15 protein-coding genes are annotated in these 17,185 nt (G+C 38.0%); 5 read left to right on the top strand and 10 right to left on the bottom strand.

The window, feature by feature from the left end:
• Window positions 1-3 precede the first annotated feature (3 nt).
• The 6 genes from C4F49_RS16355 to C4F49_RS16330 form a co-directional block, all read right to left on the bottom strand.
• Window positions 4-3,651, bottom strand: a complete 3,648-nt coding sequence (locus C4F49_RS16355; protein ID WP_196936910.1) for an ABC transporter permease/M1 family aminopeptidase — start codon at window positions 3,649-3,651, stop codon at window positions 4-6.
• Window positions 3,651-4,529, bottom strand: a complete 879-nt coding sequence (locus C4F49_RS16350) for an ABC transporter ATP-binding protein (protein WP_196936909.1) — start codon at window positions 4,527-4,529, stop codon at window positions 3,651-3,653. The genes C4F49_RS16355 and C4F49_RS16350 overlap by 1 nt, the downstream gene beginning before the upstream one ends.
• A 121-nt stretch (window positions 4,530-4,650) precedes the next feature.
• On the bottom strand, window positions 4,651-5,445 hold the full coding sequence (locus C4F49_RS16345) for a M48 family metallopeptidase (protein ID WP_418895781.1): 795 nt from the start codon (window positions 5,443-5,445) through the stop codon (window positions 4,651-4,653).
• Between the two features lie 58 nt (window positions 5,446-5,503).
• Window positions 5,504-6,154, bottom strand: a complete 651-nt coding sequence (gene plsY / locus C4F49_RS16340; RefSeq protein WP_196936907.1) for a glycerol-3-phosphate 1-O-acyltransferase PlsY — start codon at window positions 6,152-6,154, stop codon at window positions 5,504-5,506.
• A 21-nt stretch (window positions 6,155-6,175) separates the two neighbouring features.
• Window positions 6,176-7,033 carry a carboxylating nicotinate-nucleotide diphosphorylase gene (gene nadC, locus C4F49_RS16335; protein WP_196936906.1) on the bottom strand — a complete coding sequence of 286 codons (858 nt, stop codon included), beginning with the start codon at window positions 7,031-7,033 and terminating at the stop codon, window positions 6,176-6,178.
• A 68-nt stretch (window positions 7,034-7,101) separates the two neighbouring features.
• Window positions 7,102-7,485 carry a DUF4783 domain-containing protein gene (locus C4F49_RS16330; protein WP_196936905.1) on the bottom strand — a complete coding sequence of 128 codons (384 nt, stop codon included), beginning with the start codon at window positions 7,483-7,485 and terminating at the stop codon, window positions 7,102-7,104.
• Window positions 7,486-7,618: 133 nt separating this feature from the next.
• Between C4F49_RS16330 and gpmI the strand changes: the two genes are divergently transcribed.
• From gpmI to C4F49_RS16310, 4 genes are all read left to right on the top strand, one after another.
• Entirely contained in the window at window positions 7,619-9,157 is a 1,539-nt protein-coding gene (gene gpmI, locus C4F49_RS16325; RefSeq protein WP_196936904.1) for a 2,3-bisphosphoglycerate-independent phosphoglycerate mutase, read from the top strand.
• Window positions 9,141-9,725, top strand: a complete 585-nt coding sequence (locus tag C4F49_RS16320; protein WP_196936903.1) for a hypothetical protein — start codon at window positions 9,141-9,143, stop codon at window positions 9,723-9,725. Before gpmI ends, C4F49_RS16320 begins: the two co-directional genes overlap by 17 nt.
• 73 nt (window positions 9,726-9,798) lie before the next feature.
• Window positions 9,799-12,237 carry a DUF2339 domain-containing protein gene (locus tag C4F49_RS16315; protein ID WP_196936902.1) on the top strand — a complete coding sequence of 813 codons (2,439 nt, stop codon included), beginning with the start codon at window positions 9,799-9,801 and terminating at the stop codon, window positions 12,235-12,237.
• Complete coding sequence (locus tag C4F49_RS16310) at window positions 12,221-13,441, top strand: DUF3999 family protein (RefSeq protein WP_196936901.1); 1,221 nt, start codon at window positions 12,221-12,223, stop codon at window positions 13,439-13,441. The genes C4F49_RS16315 and C4F49_RS16310 overlap by 17 nt, the downstream gene beginning before the upstream one ends.
• Window positions 13,442-13,493: 52 nt before the next feature.
• Here the strand turns inward: C4F49_RS16310 and C4F49_RS16305 are convergent, their stop codons facing one another.
• The 3 genes from C4F49_RS16305 to C4F49_RS16295 are packed head-to-tail and all read right to left on the bottom strand — an operon-like array spanning window position 13,494 to window position 15,722.
• Window positions 13,494-14,267, bottom strand: coding sequence for a TerC family protein (locus tag C4F49_RS16305; RefSeq protein WP_196936900.1), 774 nt, complete (start codon window positions 14,265-14,267; stop codon window positions 13,494-13,496).
• Between the two features lie 10 nt (window positions 14,268-14,277).
• Entirely contained in the window at window positions 14,278-14,811 is a 534-nt protein-coding gene (locus C4F49_RS16300) for an adenine phosphoribosyltransferase (protein ID WP_196936899.1), read from the bottom strand.
• A gap of 8 nt (window positions 14,812-14,819) precedes the next feature.
• A complete protein-coding gene (locus tag C4F49_RS16295) occupies window positions 14,820-15,722 on the bottom strand; it encodes a ComEA family DNA-binding protein (protein ID WP_196936898.1) in 903 nt (300 codons plus the stop codon).
• A 71-nt stretch (window positions 15,723-15,793) separates the two neighbouring features.
• Between C4F49_RS16295 and C4F49_RS16290 the strand changes: the two genes are divergently transcribed.
• Complete coding sequence (locus C4F49_RS16290; RefSeq protein WP_196936897.1) at window positions 15,794-16,402, top strand: polysaccharide deacetylase family protein; 609 nt, start codon at window positions 15,794-15,796, stop codon at window positions 16,400-16,402.
• On the opposite strand, the gene C4F49_RS16285 is transcribed toward C4F49_RS16290, so the two are convergent.
• On the bottom strand, window positions 16,397-17,182 hold the full coding sequence (locus tag C4F49_RS16285) for a DUF4249 domain-containing protein (RefSeq protein ID WP_196936896.1): 786 nt from the start codon (window positions 17,180-17,182) through the stop codon (window positions 16,397-16,399). The genes C4F49_RS16290 and C4F49_RS16285 overlap by 6 nt on opposite strands.
• Window positions 17,183-17,185: the final 3 nt, after the last annotated feature.

Here is a 17,185-nt window from a genome sequence, read left to right as displayed (position 1 = left end):
CTATTATAAAACAGTCTTTCGATTATCGTTGGAATCCGTATCAATCAGTTTGTTATACGGGTCTACACCGACTTCCACCGGTTCTTCGGTCACGAATAAGGTAATTTTGTTTTCTATCTTGTTGATTTTCTGCTTTGCCAGATAAATCTGATTGTCGACTTTAAATTTGCCTTTATCCTTTTGCTTGCCAAATATTCCAATCTCCACGTAGTCATTTAAAGGAAGAGATTTGACTTCGGATTTACCGATTTTTTGCGTCAAGCCTTCGCCCTTTTTGTCTTCGTAGGAGCGTTTTCCCATGTCGTCCGTACGGTATTTAGACACTTTGTATGTAATATCTACTTGGTATTTCTTATCATTTATTTTTTTGTACGTAACCGATTCGACCGCATTATCATAGAGCGTAATCGTTTCGTACATGTCTTTGATTAGGTATTGAAGCGAATCAGGCGTCCTACTTTTTAACAGGTCGACGAATTCAATCGACGTGGTATATGGAGGATATTGAAAAGCCGTGCGCTGTACATATTCCTTTAAAAAGTTATTAAAAACCGTCTCTCCCATAAAATCACTCATGGCATACATCACTAGCGAACCTTTGTTGTAATGAATATATTGCTGGTTTTCATTGTACATCAATGGATTTTCCTTTAATATTTCGCTTGTTCTGCCCATCAGGTAACTATCCAGCGCTTCTTTTAAAAACTTGCGCATTTGGTCTTGGCCATAGGTTTTTTCCAACACCTTTAGCGAACTGTATTCAGACAATGATTCGGAAAGCATGGTCGCTCCTTTCACCGCCGCTCCGATTACCTGATGCGCCCACCACTGATGCGCAAATTCATGCGAGATGACCGAATATGGATAATCCAATTTATTCGGGTCCTCATCGTCTACATTGGCAATAAATCCAATGCCTTCAGAAAACGGAACAGTATTGGCAAATGCCTGGGCAAATGTTCCATGTGTCAGCGGAAATTCAATAATACGCATTTGGTCGAACTGGTAAGGACTAAAGCTACTGCCATAATACGCCAAGGAAGCTTTCATCGACTTCATCATGCGTTCTAAGTTGAACTCATGGCCCTTATGGTAATAAATCTCTAGATTAACGCCATTTTCTTTGTCCTTCAAGACTTCATAGCGAGCAGACATAAAGGAATAGAAATTCAAGATTTCTTTATCCATTTTGTAATGGAAATACCTTCTGCCATCTTTTTCCCATTCTTTCTGCAAATAGCCCGGCGCAATAGCAATCTGGTCATCCGAGGTGCTCACAGTCGTTTCGAAGTTAATCCAGTCGGCATCTTGGGAGATGTAGGTGTTCTGCAAAGCCAAGGAATCCGTCGGGTCAGGCATGCGGTCTCTGTCTGGCAGATTGTATTTCTGACGAATCTTATTATCCACTAATTCTCCGCCATCATTATAGCCAATGCTCAGGAACATCATGTTATTAATGAAGGTTCCATTTTCTAGAATCGGCGACACATCGTACAAAAAGTTGTTCGGTTTGTTCTGATACGTAGAGGTAATACGCAAGGTATCCAATGGTTGCAAGGTTGTATTCAAAGCCAAGACCCGGATGTCGGTTACCGTATCGCGAATGACTTCTTTAAAACCTCCGGAAATATCCAGCGTTTGCAACTCGTCGGAATACGATAAAAACAAGGTATCTATGGTTTTTCCAGTTTTATTGACTGTTTGATAATGCACCGTCGCATCATAATTTCGCTCCTTTGGATAAATGTTCATGTCGACTTTGACATCCACAATCCTCGGCATCGGCAGTTTGCTGTATTTCTTGTATTTCTTCTCGTAATCGACGGTTATTTTTTCGGTTTCATTTTGAGAAACGAAGGTCTCTTTGACATTTTTCTGGTAATAGATGGCATAGCCCAATCCGACAAAAGCCACTAGAAACACGATTATTGCTGTCGCAATCGCGGGCGTGAACCTAGCTTTTGCATTTGCAAATTTCTCTTTGAATCCTTGAACGACACCGCGCTTCCAAAATAACAAAGTAATGATGTAAAGCACTACACAAAACAATAGCCAGTACAATTTATAGTACAGATAATGACGTACATCGCCATATCCATTCATATCCGAATAGCTAAAACCAGGCCCTTGATTGAATTTATAAATTGACTGCTCGATGCCGATTCTTGATAGAAAAGGAATAATCAAGAAGACAACCAAACAAGCAAAAAATCCGACGAAATAGTTTTTGAAGAATGATTGGACAAAAATCGCAAAGAAAATCAGCACCAAATAATTAAGCATTTTCAGTCCGAATAGCTCGGTAATGTAATGCATTATCTCGAAATGATAATAGCCTTGATAAGCCTGATAGATGATACCGGTCAGCATGCTAATCAGCAAGACCAGCAAGGTCATTTTGACTAAAGCAATAAATTTAGAGAATAGCAAGGTCCAGTTTGGAATTGCTGTTGCGTCCACTAAATTGCTCATATTCGCCATTCGGGCACGCTGAATAAGCATTCCAGCGAAAAGGAAAATTAAAATCTGCAAGAAGAAGCCATAAATGTTGCCGAGCGTATCCAATACATTCCAAGTCATGGGATAAATCTCGGTGCCGTATATCTGCCCAGAAAAAGAAGCGACCACAAGCGCCATCAAAACAGTCACAATCATGATAATAATGAATGTCCAGTTTTTGACGATGTATTTGAAATCGTAATTCGAAAGCGACCAGGCAGTTTTTAACCTGCTTAGGAATGAATAATCGAAATTGACTTTCGGAAGGCTGACATTGATGATGCTACCGAAATTGTTTTTGGTCAAACGCTTGCCTTCCCCTTTTTTGCGGAAACTAAATGTTTGGTAATTGAAACTAAATGATTTGTAGAACAAAGCCAAAATGACGACCGCAACTCCCATCCAAATCAGGCGGTTATTTAAAATAACCCCCGTAAACGGCAAATTTGAGTTATTTTGTTCGTCAATCGTCCAGTATTTTGTATAATGCGACAAAGCTTCAAAACCAAAAGGGTCTACCAGCGCAGCAAGGTCGCGGTTGTCCATGTTGCTGGTCAGCATATTCAAGAAAGTCTGCAAGACAAACAAAAACAGCACGAAAATAACTCCTGAATACACGTTCCTCGTAAAAGTCACCAAGGCAAAAATAATCGCACCAAACAGGATGTAATTTGGAATAATAAAGTAAATAAATGGCTGTAAATAAGCCATGATGTTATTAGGCCCTAATAAATTTTGATTGACATTAGGCAAATACTGCGCAACATAAAATCCCAATCCCAACGAAAGGCTGACCAGTGTAATAATCGTCAGCGCGCTCAGGAATTTAGCGGATAAATAAGACAGTTTGGTTATCGGATACGAATACAAGTAGCTATGCACATTGTATTGGAAATCACGGTAAACCGAAGCACCGATAATCGTTGGCAACAAAAAGTAAATAAACATCGACAGGGAATTCAGAATTCCTGCAATGTTAATCGCTGAGTTGATGGTGGTCATTCCGGAAGTCGAAGCCGTCACGCCATCGAAAACTCCCAAAGAAGAAGCCACGATAAACAAACTTAAACTAAAAAACAGCGCGACGTAGATATAAAACGCAGGATTCTTAAACCAGCGTTTTAGTTCGAAGAAATAAATGGTGCTGAACATTAGGCTCTGTCGTTTTTAAGTGCAACAAAATAAGTGTCCTCCAAAATCGGTCTTGCAGACACAAAACTCAATTCAGGTTGTTCATCGCTCAACACGCGGATATTTAATGTATTGTCCTGGTTGTAATTTGATGAGATGATGTTGTATTTAGATTGGTAGCTATCAAATTCAGCACGTTCGATGATTCTAGTCCAGATTCTGCCTTCCAAATGTTCTTGGCTATTTCTCGTGCTTCCTCGGTGGAGCACTTTTCCCCCATTCATAATCGCGATTTCATTGCAAAGCTCACGGACATCATCCACGATGTGTGTAGAAAAAATCACGGTATGGTTTGTTCCGATTTCACGGAGCACATTTAAGAAACGATGTCTTTCCGCAGGGTCTAATCCGGCGGTCGGCTCATCTACGATAATCAGCTGGGGATTGTTCAATAACAGTTGCGCAATTCCGAAACGTTGTTTCATACCCCCGGAATACCCGCTCACGCTTTTGTTGCGTACTTCAGAAAGATTCGTGATTTCTAAAACTTCATTGACAATCTTCTTTCTGTCCGAGGCATTAGAAATTGCTTTTAATTCTGCGAAATAAAGCAGTAAATCTTCAGCAGACATATTCGGATACACCCCAAATTCCTGAGGAAGATAGCCTAGCACTTTGCGCAAGCCTTGGTTGTCGTTTAAGACATCGATGTCATTGAAGACGATGGAACCAGAATCGGGTGACTGAATGGTTGCGATGGTTCGCATCAACGAAGATTTGCCTGCCCCATTTGGCCCTAAGAGCCCGAACATGCCGTTTCCGATTTCTAAATTGATGGAATCTAAGGCTTTTACACCATTTGAATATGTTTTTGTAAGATTAGTTATTTTTAAGCTCATTTCAATTTTAGTTAAATATTGATACAGTGTATTAGTCTGATTAATCACCGGAAAGTTACACATAAAAACAAAAAAGCTGTTAACTTATCGCTAACAGCTTCAAAAACAATTTGTTAATGTGTTATTTTTTATAATATTTCATTGCTTCAGGAATCAAAGCCTGAATCTGCGAAATCCGTCGCGCATCGCTTGGGTGTGTACTTAAAAACTCTGGAGGCGCTCCGCCAGATTTTCCTTGAGCCATTCGTTCCCAGAAAGGAACTGCCGCTTCAGGATTATAACCCGCCATCGCCATAAAAATCAATCCTAACTTATCCGCTTCGGATTCGTTGCTCCTCGAATATTTCAATAAAGCCAATTGGCCTCCAATACCATAAGCTTGGTTTAAGATGCCGGTATAAATACTGCTTTTGCTTGATGTCGTAGCTCCTAAAACCTGAGCACCGATTTGCAGAGCATATTGATTCGACATTTGTTCCATCGAGTGACGAGCAATTGCATGCGCAATCTCATGCCCCATCACTGTAGCCAAACCTGCTTCATTTGCTGTAATTGGCAGAATGCCTGTATACACAGCCACTTTACCGCCAGGCATACACCAAGCATTTACGTCTTTGCTTTCGACTAGATTAAACTCCCAGTTGAAATTATAGTTTTGAGCAATGTTCTGTTCGGTTAAGTAACGATTCACCGCTGCCGCAATGTTATTTCCTACTTTTTTAACTAAAGCTGCATTTGCCGTTCCTGTAACAACTTTCGTTGAAGGGTCCGACAGAAATTCTTTGTATGCGACAGCAGCCTGCTGCTGAATCTGGTTATCATCTACTAAAGACAACTGCTTTCTTCCTGATAGCGGAACAGTACTACATCCCGCCAGGATAAACCCAGACAATACAATCGACGAAAACTTTAACATGCTTTTCATTTAATTAAAATTAATTTACTTATACTAAACAAATGTTATACCTAAATGTTTATTCGGGCTTCTTTTTCTTAAATAAATATATTTTTGATTCGTGGCCCTTTAATAAGCGTTCAATATTTTTCTGATGAGTGACCAAGATTAAGGCACAGATTGCTATGGCGTAGAGCAAAACAGAAGGTATGGTTGTTTTAAAAATAAAGGCGATGCTTAATGGAAATGTAAATCCGGCAAGAATTGAGCTTAACGACACATAATGCGTAATCATTAAGGTCAAAATAAAGACAGTCACACAGCATAAAGCCGCTGGGGCATGAATTGCTAAGACCATTCCGAATAAAGTCGCTACGCCTTTTCCTCCGCGAAAACCAGCGAATATTGGAAATAAATGCCCTAATACGGCGATAACACCCAAGGCTAATTGAAAATTGACAAACTGAGGCGCCGCATGGCTTCCAAATATTGTCGGGTCTAATAAATAAGGCAAGTTCGTGGCTGTCCAGCCTTTTAAGATATCGATGAACATCACTATGGCACCAGCTTTAGGTCCTAACACTCGAAATGTATTCGTCGCTCCCGCATTCCCACTCCCATATTCCCGAACATCGACCCCATAAAATGCTTGGCCGAACCAGACCGCAGTCGGAATCGAACCAAATAAATAGGCCAATATGACAATACCTACGAGATAAATTGAAATCATATATGATATTTATCGAATGTACTAAATTAGTTTTGCTTTTAAACTCAAATCTAAGCTTTTCACAGAATGTGTCAGCGCGCCAATTGATATAAAATCAACTCCAGCCTCTGCATATCCTGCAATTGTTTCTAATGTTATTCCCCCAGAAGCTTCCGTCACTACCTTGCCATTGACTAATTCAACAGCTTTTGCAACATCTTCGGGACTAAAGTTATCAAACATAATCCGGTCTAAGTTAGAAAAAGCTAAAGCTTCTTCTAATTCGCTGAAATTTCTAACTTCAATTTCTATAGGTATGTTCAGGTTATGTTCTTGCTTGTATTTAAACGCGTTTTCTAAAGCCTGCTTTATGCCACCAGAATAATCCACATGATTATCTTTAATCAATATCATGTCATACAAGCCGAACCGATGATTTGTTCCCCCTCCTATTTTAACAGCTTCTTTTTCGAGAAAGCGATTTAAAGGCGTTGTTTTGCGTGTATCTAAAACTTTGGCGTTGGTGTGGCTGATGCGTTTGGCATATTTTGCGGTTTCGGTTGCAATGCCCGACATGCGCTGCATAACATTGAGCACCAGTCTTTCGGTCATTAAAATATGGTGAATGCTTCCTTTTAAGATAAATGCAAGGTCGCCTGCCTGGACTTCTTGGCCATCCTGCAATAAAACATCGACTTGGAACGACGGGTCTACGAATTTAAAAATTGCTTCAGCTACCTCAACCCCAGCAAGAATACCATTCTCCTTAACGAGCAATTTGGCTTCCGCTGTTTTATCTGTAGGAATGGTCGATAAGGTTGTGTAATCGCCTGCACCAATATCTTCTTGAAGGGCAAGTTCAATAAATTGGGTTAACTTTTTCTTAAATTCTTTCTCCATTATCACGCTAAAGTTTAAGCGAAGATGAAAAAAATATATTTCAATTTAAAATTAAAATTTTTAACATGCTATTCTATGCGGAGTTCTGAAATTTTATATTGTTTATTTGACTCCACAACACGTATAAAAACACGAAATGTTTTGTTGGAAGTCTTGAGTTCGTAAACCAAATACGAATTGTTGGAAGCACTTAATTTTTTCTGAATTTCTTTAACGCTAGTTACGTTGTTTGCTCTAAAAAAGTCGGCGAGTGTGACCTCGGATTGAAATTTTGTATAATAATTTTCATCCTTATTTATCGTCAATGAAATGTTATCAGAAAAACTCTTCACTAATTCTTTTGCATTCCCAGCTCTAAAGCTTTGGTATATTTGGGCACTTATATCGGATTGAAATGGATAGCCTAGAGAATATCCAGTTAAACTAAATAGTATAAATTGTACGATAAGCATAAATTCTAATATTAAAACACATAACAAATGGTTTGGTAGTTCGAATGCTAAAATGATGCCAAATAAACGTTGAAACTTTTTATTTTTTTGGGAAAGAAATTGATTCCAAACTTTATTAAAATTATATTTGTGTGTGTTTAACGAAGAAAATAAAAAAGTAGCTCTTTTAATTCTGGATGGATTAGGCTATGGAAAAGACGATAACTCCAATGCTGTCAAAGCAGCAAATATCCCCTATTTAGATTATTTATTGGCGAAATACCCAAATTCAAAGCTGGAAGCATCTGGCGAAGCTGTGGGCCTTCCTGAAGGTCAAATGGGAAATTCAGAAGTAGGCCACATGAATCTGGGTGCAGGGCGAGTTGTTTATCAAGAACTAGGCAGAATCAATAAAGCTGCGAGAGATGGTATTTTTAATACGCAGCAAACCATTCAAGATGCATTTAGCTACGCTAAAGAAAACAACAAAAAAGTACACTTTATCGGGTTATTGTCCGATGGCGGTGTGCACGCACATATTGAACATGTCAAAGCCCTTTGTGATGCTGCGAAAGAAGCACATCTAACGAATGAGCAAGTTTTTGTCCATGCGTTCTTAGATGGACGGGATACCGACCCGAATGGAGGAATCAATTACGTTAGGGATTTAAACTCCCACTTAACGCATTCTGTAGGAACAATTGCTTCAGTTATTGGTCGTTATTATGCCATGGACCGCGATAATCGCTGGGAGCGTGTGAAATTGGCTTACGATTTATTGACAAAAGGAATTGGCGAGCCAACACAAGATATCGTTGCTTCCATTCAAAATTCGTATGCGAATGAGGTGACTGATGAATTCATCAAACCAATTGTCCATGTGAATGCAGAAGGCCAGCCTTTAGCCGTTATCGAAGAAGGCGATGTTGTTTTCTGTTTTAATTTCAGAACAGACAGAGGCCGCGAGATTACTATTGCTTTGTCTCAGGAATCTTTTCCAGAATATGACATGCATCCTTTAAACTTGTACTACGTCACGATGACTTCGTACGACGATACGTTTAAAAATGTGCATGTTGTTTTTCAAAAAGACAATTTGGTCAATACCTTAGGCGAAGTGCTTTCAGTGAATGGCAAAACACAAACACGTATTGCCGAAACAGAGAAATATCCGCACGTAACGTTTTTCTTTTCAGGAGGTCGCGAAGATGTATTCGAAGGTGAAAACCGTCAATTAATCCCTTCTCCGAAAGTTGCAACCTACGATTTAAAACCGGAGATGAGTGCACAAGGAATCACAGACATTATCTGTGAAGATATGAAGACTACGAAACCAGATTTTATCTGCCTGAATTTCGCTAACCCAGATATGGTTGGTCACACAGGCGTATTCGAAGCAGTTGTAAAAGCGGTAGAAACTGTCGATGGCTGTACGAAAAAAGTGGTGGAAACAGGTTTAGAAAATGGGTATTCATTTATTATTCTTGCTGACCATGGCAATTCAGAATTTATGCTGAACGAAGATGGTTCGGTCAACACTGCACATACGACCAACTTAGTTCCCTGCATCTTAATCGACAGAGATTACCATCATATTGCTGACGGAAAGCTTGGCGATATCGCTCCTACGATTTTAAAATTATTAGGAGTGGAAATTCCTTTAGAAATGAGTGGAAATGTCCTTATCAGTTAAAAAATTGTATACAAAATATTCTACTGCAGCACTGATTATCTCTATCAGTGCTGTTTTTTTCCTATCCTGCTCGGACACTAAGCCTTCGGACCCTACCGCTTCTTTTATCAAGAATGATTATTTTGATACGGAGCTATTTTTCAAAACGGAAGTTGACAGCCTGAAGCAGGCTAATCCTGAAGTCGAAAAAACTGTTTCAAAAGAAAATGAAACGGAGACCAAAACTCTAAAAATCAAAAATTGGGAAAATGAATTGAGCAGTTTTACCGCAATCGATTTACGGAAGCCCGCTTATTCTTCGGAATTTAAGATTGATACGATTGGGAATCAGATAAATTATACGGCAAAAAATCCAGAGTTGGATGTGCAGCGCGTAAGCATACTATTGGATGAAGCGAAAAATCCTATCGAAATCATTGTTGAGAAATCGACTAAAAATATGCTGTATTCGACAGATGAAAAATTGAGCTATGCCAAAGGAGCCAAATACAGTGTAGAAAAAAATCAATCCATTTTAATTTTAGGCGATAATCGTTACATAATTCAAGGCAATTTTATTTCCAAATAACTATTCTTAATAAAAATCGGAATATTAGTTTAAATTTGATTAAGTACGGTAATCAATTATAATAAACTAATACATGGATATATTAATCATTATAGGAGTTGTTGCGATTATATTTCTCTTGACGACCCAGAGGTCTACAATCACACATTTACAAAATTCAATATTCGATGTTCAGGCTTATATCCGAAATCTTCAGAAGGAAGTTGAATCGTTAAAGAAACAACTTAGTCAAAAAGCAGCTGAAAAACCTGCCGAAGAGCTCAAGCCGAAAGAAATTATAAAGGAGGTTCCCCTGCCTACTCCAGAGGAAAAAATCGAGCCCGCAAAATCCAAAGAAATCGTTCTGGGTTTTGAAGATTTGCCGACTGAAAATCCAAAAGAAGAAAAGCCTGTCGTCCAAGCTACACAGTCAATTCCAGCTGCAGTTCCGCAACGCAATTTACAAAAACCTGTAAAACCATTTATTCCAGAGCCAGAGCGTATCAGCTGGTTTACAAAATTCAAACAAGACAATCCTGATGTCGAAAAATTTATCGGCGAAAACCTAATCAATAAAATCGGGATTTTAATCTTGGTGTTGGGAATTGGTTATTTTGTAAAATATGCAATCGACCGCGATTGGATAAATGAACCGGCTCGCGTCGGCATTGGCCTTCTTTGTGGCGGTATATTATTGACGCTCGCTCACCGCTTGCGAACTAAATTTCAAGCCTTTAGTTCGGTATTTGTAGCCGGCGGAATCGCTGTATTCTATTTAACCATCGGCATCGCATTTCATGATTATCAGCTGTTCAGCCAAACGACGGCTTTTATAATAATGATTTGCATTACTGCATTTAGTGCATTTGTATCCATCGCTTATAACCGGCAGGAATTGGCCGTTTTAGCTCTAATTGGAGGTTTTGGCGTGCCTTTTATGGTCAGTACGGGTGAAGGAAATTACCATGTGCTATTGAGCTATTTAGCGATATTGAATGTGGGAATGCTTATTATTTCCTACTATAAACGCTGGAATTGGGTAAACTTTACCGCATTTGTCTGCACCTTATTTATATACGCAGGATGGTTTTTTTCTGCCGACTTTTCGGACGCAGTAGTGGCAAGAAACGCATTTTTGTATTCGACCGTCTTCTACATCATTTTCAGTATCGCATTTGCGCTAAACAATACAGTAGAAAAAACAAAGTTTTCTACTTACGAAATCATTGCTATTTTGGTTAACACCTGCTTTTATTTTGGATTCAGCACCTATGCATTTGAATACTTTGCACCAAATAGCAAAGGTTTGTTCGCTATAGGATTAGGAGCTTACAATTTAGTCTATGCAGGCATTCTCTACAAGAAATATCGATTCGATTACACAATCGTTTATGTTCTGATAGGTATTGCCCTAACGATGGCAACGCTTACCATTCCCATTCAATTTAGCGGCAATTACATCACGATGTTTTGGGCTTGCGAAGCGTACTTACTATTCTGGTTAAGTAGCAAATCCAATATGCGCGGATTTACAATTGCTGGGGTTATCGTTCAGGTTCTTTCCATTATTAGCTTGTCGATGGATTGGTTAAGCTATGGAAATAACGATATGCTATTCTTCAATGGACTCTTTTTGACTGGACTACTAGTTATCGGTTCGCTGGTTGGTTCATACAAATTATTTAAAGTCTATAATTTCTCGTTTAGCTTCTACGAGCTGAACTTTGATGGAATATTGTATCGCAAGATAGCATTGGCAACAGCGTTGGTCTTAGGATACATTGTTCCCATTTTAGATTTAATAAATTATTTTGAGTACTCTCAATTTCTCAATACCTATCTGTATGCATTCCATATGCTTTATACGACGGCGATTGTGTTCTATGGCATTCAATCTATTGAAGTCAATCGAAACCTCGCCTACTATTTGGCGTTTTTCAATTGTGCGTTTTATGCGCTGTTCGGCTCGTCCATTATCATCAGCGAAATCTATTATCAATTGTATGATGAGGTTTATGCATTTCCGACAGGATTTTTTGTTCATTTGATGTCGGTCACATGTTTGATTTATCAAGCTTGGATTTTGGTCAGAGATACTCAATCAAGTTTGACTCCAAAGTTTTTCACAAAGAAAAGTATGGTTTGGGCCTTGTCGTTTTTGGTTGTTTTTCTGCTGAGCAAAGAAATTTACATCGCCATTCAATCTTTTGCTGATTCAACCGAACAGTATTACGACACAAAATCTGTTTATCTAAAAGTCATTTTGCCAATCCTTTGGGGAATTTTGTCTTTCGGATTCTTGAGTTATGGTGTACGGCAAAATTCAAAAATCATCCGCATTGTCGCTTTAGTTTTGTTAGGCGTTACGATATTGAAATTGTTTATCTACGACATTCAGGATGCATCCGAAACAGGTAAAATTATTGCTTTTATTTTATTAGGAATCGTGATTTTAATCATTTCTTTCGTGTACCAAAAAATTAAAAAATTAGTCATTGACAATCCTTCTCCCAAAGATGAAAAAGACAATTAATTTAATCGCTTGTATCCTATTTTCATGTGCACTCTTCGCACAAGATTATAGCGCAGCTGTTCGACCGGCTCAAACCGATGGTTATCAGAAAATTAAAATTCCGCAAGATATCCGGTCAATTATCGGAAATAACTTGGGGATGGTTCGGATCTTGGATCAGAATGGAAACGAAGTTCCTTATGTGCAACAAAAGTCGAAAAGTAATATCGTATTTATAAAAAATTCGTCCATTAATACGCAAATCCTTCCAGATAGCGCCACATTTATTCTTTTGGAAAATAGCGAGCAATCAAAGATTAATTCACTTACATTACAAATTTCAAATACAACGGCTACAAAAAATTATCAGATCGATGGAAGCAATGATCAATCGACTTGGTATGCTGTTTTGAATTCCGGCTATTTAGATGATTTGACTTCTATCAATGAAACTTATACCGAAAAGAATATTTCTTTTCCATTGACATCGTATAAATACATTCGGATTAAATTGGACGATAAGAATTCGAGTCCGCTAAATATCCTAGCGATTGGAAAGAACTTTATTGAACGGGAGAAAATCAGGTATGAATTGCTTACTGGTGTGTCCTTTGAAACAAAACAAAATCGCGAGAAAAAACAATCTACTGTTGATATAACGCTAAAAAACAAAGCACCGATTGACTTCATTGAATTAACGATTACTAATCCAAAACAATATCAGCGAAATGCGACACTTTTCGTCAATGCGAATCGCACAGTTAAAAACAAAACTTCCGTTTATCAGCAACCTATTACGGAATTTATGATCAACTCAAATGAAAAAGCCTTTTTCCCGACAAACTCAACCATCAGCGACAAAATTTTTCTATCGATAGACGATCGAGACAACCAGCCATTGTCGATAACCGAAGTTATGCTGTATCAAATTCCAGTCGAAATTATTGCGGAATTAAAGCATAATGAAATCTATCAGCTGACGGTTGACACGAACTGGACAAGTCCGGATTATGATATCGCCTCAATGAACTTAGCTTTGAGCGATAGTTTGCAAAATGCTTCGATAGGAAGTTTATCGTCGAACAATTCTATCAAACAGGGTGACCAAACTTTGAATGAAAATTCGGGGAAAGTAATTTTGTGGATAGGGATATTTACTGGGATTTTGATTATCTTTTATTTTGGCTACAGCCTGTTAAAAGACATGAAGAAAAAAGAAGACTAAAAGAAATTCGGTTGAAAACTATTGGGTAATCTTCAACCGAATTCTGATAGTTTTATTTCTTTGCGATTTCTTCATTCGCGGCAATTGCTTTCTTTTCGGATCGAATATTTAACCATTCTACCAAAACTGAAAATGCCATTGCAAAATAAATATAACCTTTTGGAATATGCTGATCGAAAGCTTCGGCAGTCAACGACACACCAATCAATAACAAAAATGCCAAAGCAAGCATTTTCACCGATGGATAATCATTAACAAACGAAGATATTTTCTCTGCCGAAAGCAACATAATTGTAACAGCAACAATAACTGCGGCTACCATTACGCCTATTTGATCCACCATTCCGACTGCGGTAATTACAGAGTCTAACGAAAAAACAAGGTCCAAAATCAGAATCTGAATAATGACCTGGGTAAACGTCATTGGTTTTGCATTCTTTTTGACAACCTCCGTATGCCCTTCCACTTTATGATGGATTTCCGTTGTACTCTTATAGATTAAGAAAAGTCCACCAATAAATAAAATCAGATCTCTTCCAGATAGCTCCAAGTACCTTTGCCAATCCGGATTATCAATCCCGAAAATTTTCCCAAAATGAATAAAAGGTTCGGTAAGACCCATGATCCATTTGATCGAAAACAAGAGTCCAACCCGCATGACCAAAGCAAGCAACAATCCAATCTGACGTGCTCTCTTTTGCTGTTCGAGCGGAAGCTTGGCACTTTGAATCGAAATAAAAACGATGTTGTCAATACCTAAAACAACCTCGAGTATTGTCAGTGTCAAAAAAGAAATCCAAATTTGAGGATCCGATATCCATTCCATAATTTTTTATTTATTGGTTATAACTTACTAAAGTAACAATCTGATCGCTGAACCGTGTCAAACGGCCTCGGCTATTTAAGAAATCTAAGCTGATGACAAAAGAATAGCCCGCAACCACACCACCCAATTTTTCGATAAGCTTCGATGCCGCAACAACAGTACCACCTGTAGCCAATAAATCATCATGGATTAAAATTTTCTGCCCAGATTCAAATGCATCGTCATGAATTTCAATTGTTGCTTGTCCGTATTCCAATTTGTACGATTCCGAAATTGTTTTGTAGGGTAATTTTCCTTGTTTACGGATTGGAATAAATGGTTTGTTCATGTAATTGGCCAACATAAAACCAAATAAGAAACCACGGCTTTCAATTCCTGCGATTGCATCAATTTCAATGTCTTTTAGTTGCTCTGCAAATTCAACAACAACTTGATGACAAAGTTCTGGGTCTTTTAAAATCGGGGTGATATCTTTGAAAGTAATGCCTACCTGAGGAAAGTCTTCCACATCGCGAATGGATGCTTTTAATTGTTCTTCTAACATGTAAATCCTTAAAATGCCAAATATGGCTCAATTTTAAGAAAAAAATTTTCATTTATCGCTAAAATCTTTCTTAAATCATCCATCGATTTATAATCACCATGTTGCGTTCTGTAACTGACCAGCAACTGAGCTTCTTTATTTGAAATGTACGGATGCTTTTTCAGCATATCCAAATCAGCGGAATTGATATTGATTTTAGAAACTCCAGTATTGCCAACGAATAGCTGCGGATAGATTTGCTGATACAATTCTTCTGGCAAACCATACACTTCTTTAAGTTGTTCGACTTTATAAAATCCTCCCAAAGCAATTCTGTAATTGACAATTCGTTTCGCATACGAACTGCCGATGCCTTTTAATTGTTTCCAGTCAGTTGTATCAGCTGAATTTATGTCGATTCGGACCGTTGAACTTTTTGATGGATAGACTTCAATCTTTTTATCTGGAATGGGAACTTCGGAATTCTTCGAAGGAATATTGATGTAAGGTTCTAAGCGAGCGTAGTCTTTCTCTGAAATTGAATAGATTTTAGCCAAATCTTCTTTCTTATAGAACTTCCCTCCTTTCTTTTCATAGTTTTTGATAACGGCTATTTGTCTTGGTGTTAAGCCCAATTTTAGCCAAGAACTGTCTGGAAGATTGTTGGGGTTAAATGGGAAATAGGTTACATGATTATTCTTCGCTGTACTTTCTCGTTTCGAGTAATCATAATGATTCTTGCTGTCAGCATAGCGAAAATCATTTTTTTCCTCTTCTGGAAACTCAACTAATGTGTAAGATGGATTTGATTTAGGTGTAAATTTTTGATACAGAACAGGAATAAAAATGAGTAAAAGGATAATGCAAAAAAGTACGTAAAAACCATTGCGTTCTGAGCGAGTTATAGAGAAAAACTCAAAAAACCGTTTCATTCTTTACTGCATTTATGAAAATATGAAGTATTTGTTACTTAAATTTCAACTAAAAATTTCAAATTTGCAATATGTATTTAGTTAAATCACCCATTGCTCTTCGTTTATATTATCAAGGCCTCACTTGGAATAAATCACGAAAAGAGAAAAAAGTGTACTTAACATTTGATGATGGACCAATCCCGGAACTGACACCTTATGTTTTGGAAGTTTTAAGAAAATACGACATCAAAGCCACTTTTTTTTGCGTCGGGGAAAACGTTGCGAAGCATCCAGAAATATTTGAGAATGTAAAAAACGCAGGCCATCGCATCGGAAACCATACATACAACCATTTAAAAGGTTGGGGTGAAGAGAATGATGATTATTTAGAAAACATAGCTAAATGCCAACGACTTACGCAGACAAATCTCTTCAGGCCACCTTACGGGCGCGCTAAAAAATCCCAGCTTAAAGAACTTAAAAAAGATTACGAAATCATTATGTGGGATGTATTATCCGGTGATTTCGATTTATCGTTAAGTCCTGAAAAATGCCTGAAGAATGTTCTAGACAATACAGAAAATGGATCCATCATTGTATTCCATGACAACATTAAAGCTGTCCCGCGCGTTGAATATGCTTTGCCGAAAGCAATAGAGACATTGCTATCAAGAGGTTACGTTTTTGAAACCTTATAATCCAAAAATTGTTAAGCCAAATTCTTTTGCACTGCTGACACTGAAATAGCCAAGCGCACCATTGCTAATATTTGATTTTGGATTTGCTGGCGCCGCTGAACCCGGGTTTATCGACTGCAGGTCACTCCAATATTTATACACATTCTGGTCGATTATTTGCCTGCGGATAATAACGGAATCGCCCAAAGCTAAATCATTATTTGCGTTCGTAATCTGATGCGTGACATTCAATCCGTCGTTAAATTTATCATTAAACACGGTACTGAATTGAAATGGCTTACCATTAACCGATAAATTGTATTTGTAATAATTAGCTTGATTAATCGGATCTGTAAATTTTAAATTGATAAAATAATAATCCGTCCCAAATAGGTTTTCTTCTACCAAACCGATGGAATCAATATCCACATAATCATACATGCGAGAACTGGCTTCAAATAATTCATCATCGATAGCGACTGTTAAATTGTAGGTGTTGTTTGCCGTAGGCATGAAGTTATTATTCTGATAATTTCCATTTCCAACATAACTGAAGACATAATTACGTCCAGACTGATCCCGGACTTGCACAGAGGCATTATCTATTGGCTCGCTGTTGATGGTAGCAGTGAAAGCTACCGTGCGTGAAACGCGAATGGTCTGAGCAGAACTTATATTCGAAATATCGCCTTCAATCACCACTTTTGGATTCGCTGTATTCAAATCGATTTCAATAATATCTTCGCAAGATGTGAAGATTACTAATGCTATCAGAAAAATATATAATCGTTGTAAGTTCATCTA

It is taken from the genome of Sphingobacterium hungaricum (assembly GCF_015210005.1).
In the GTDB taxonomy this organism is placed as follows: domain Bacteria; phylum Bacteroidota; class Bacteroidia; order Sphingobacteriales; family Sphingobacteriaceae; genus Sphingobacterium; species Sphingobacterium hungaricum.
The sequence above is the reverse complement of the archived record's forward strand: the minus strand, read 5'-3'. Positions and strand labels throughout refer to the sequence as shown.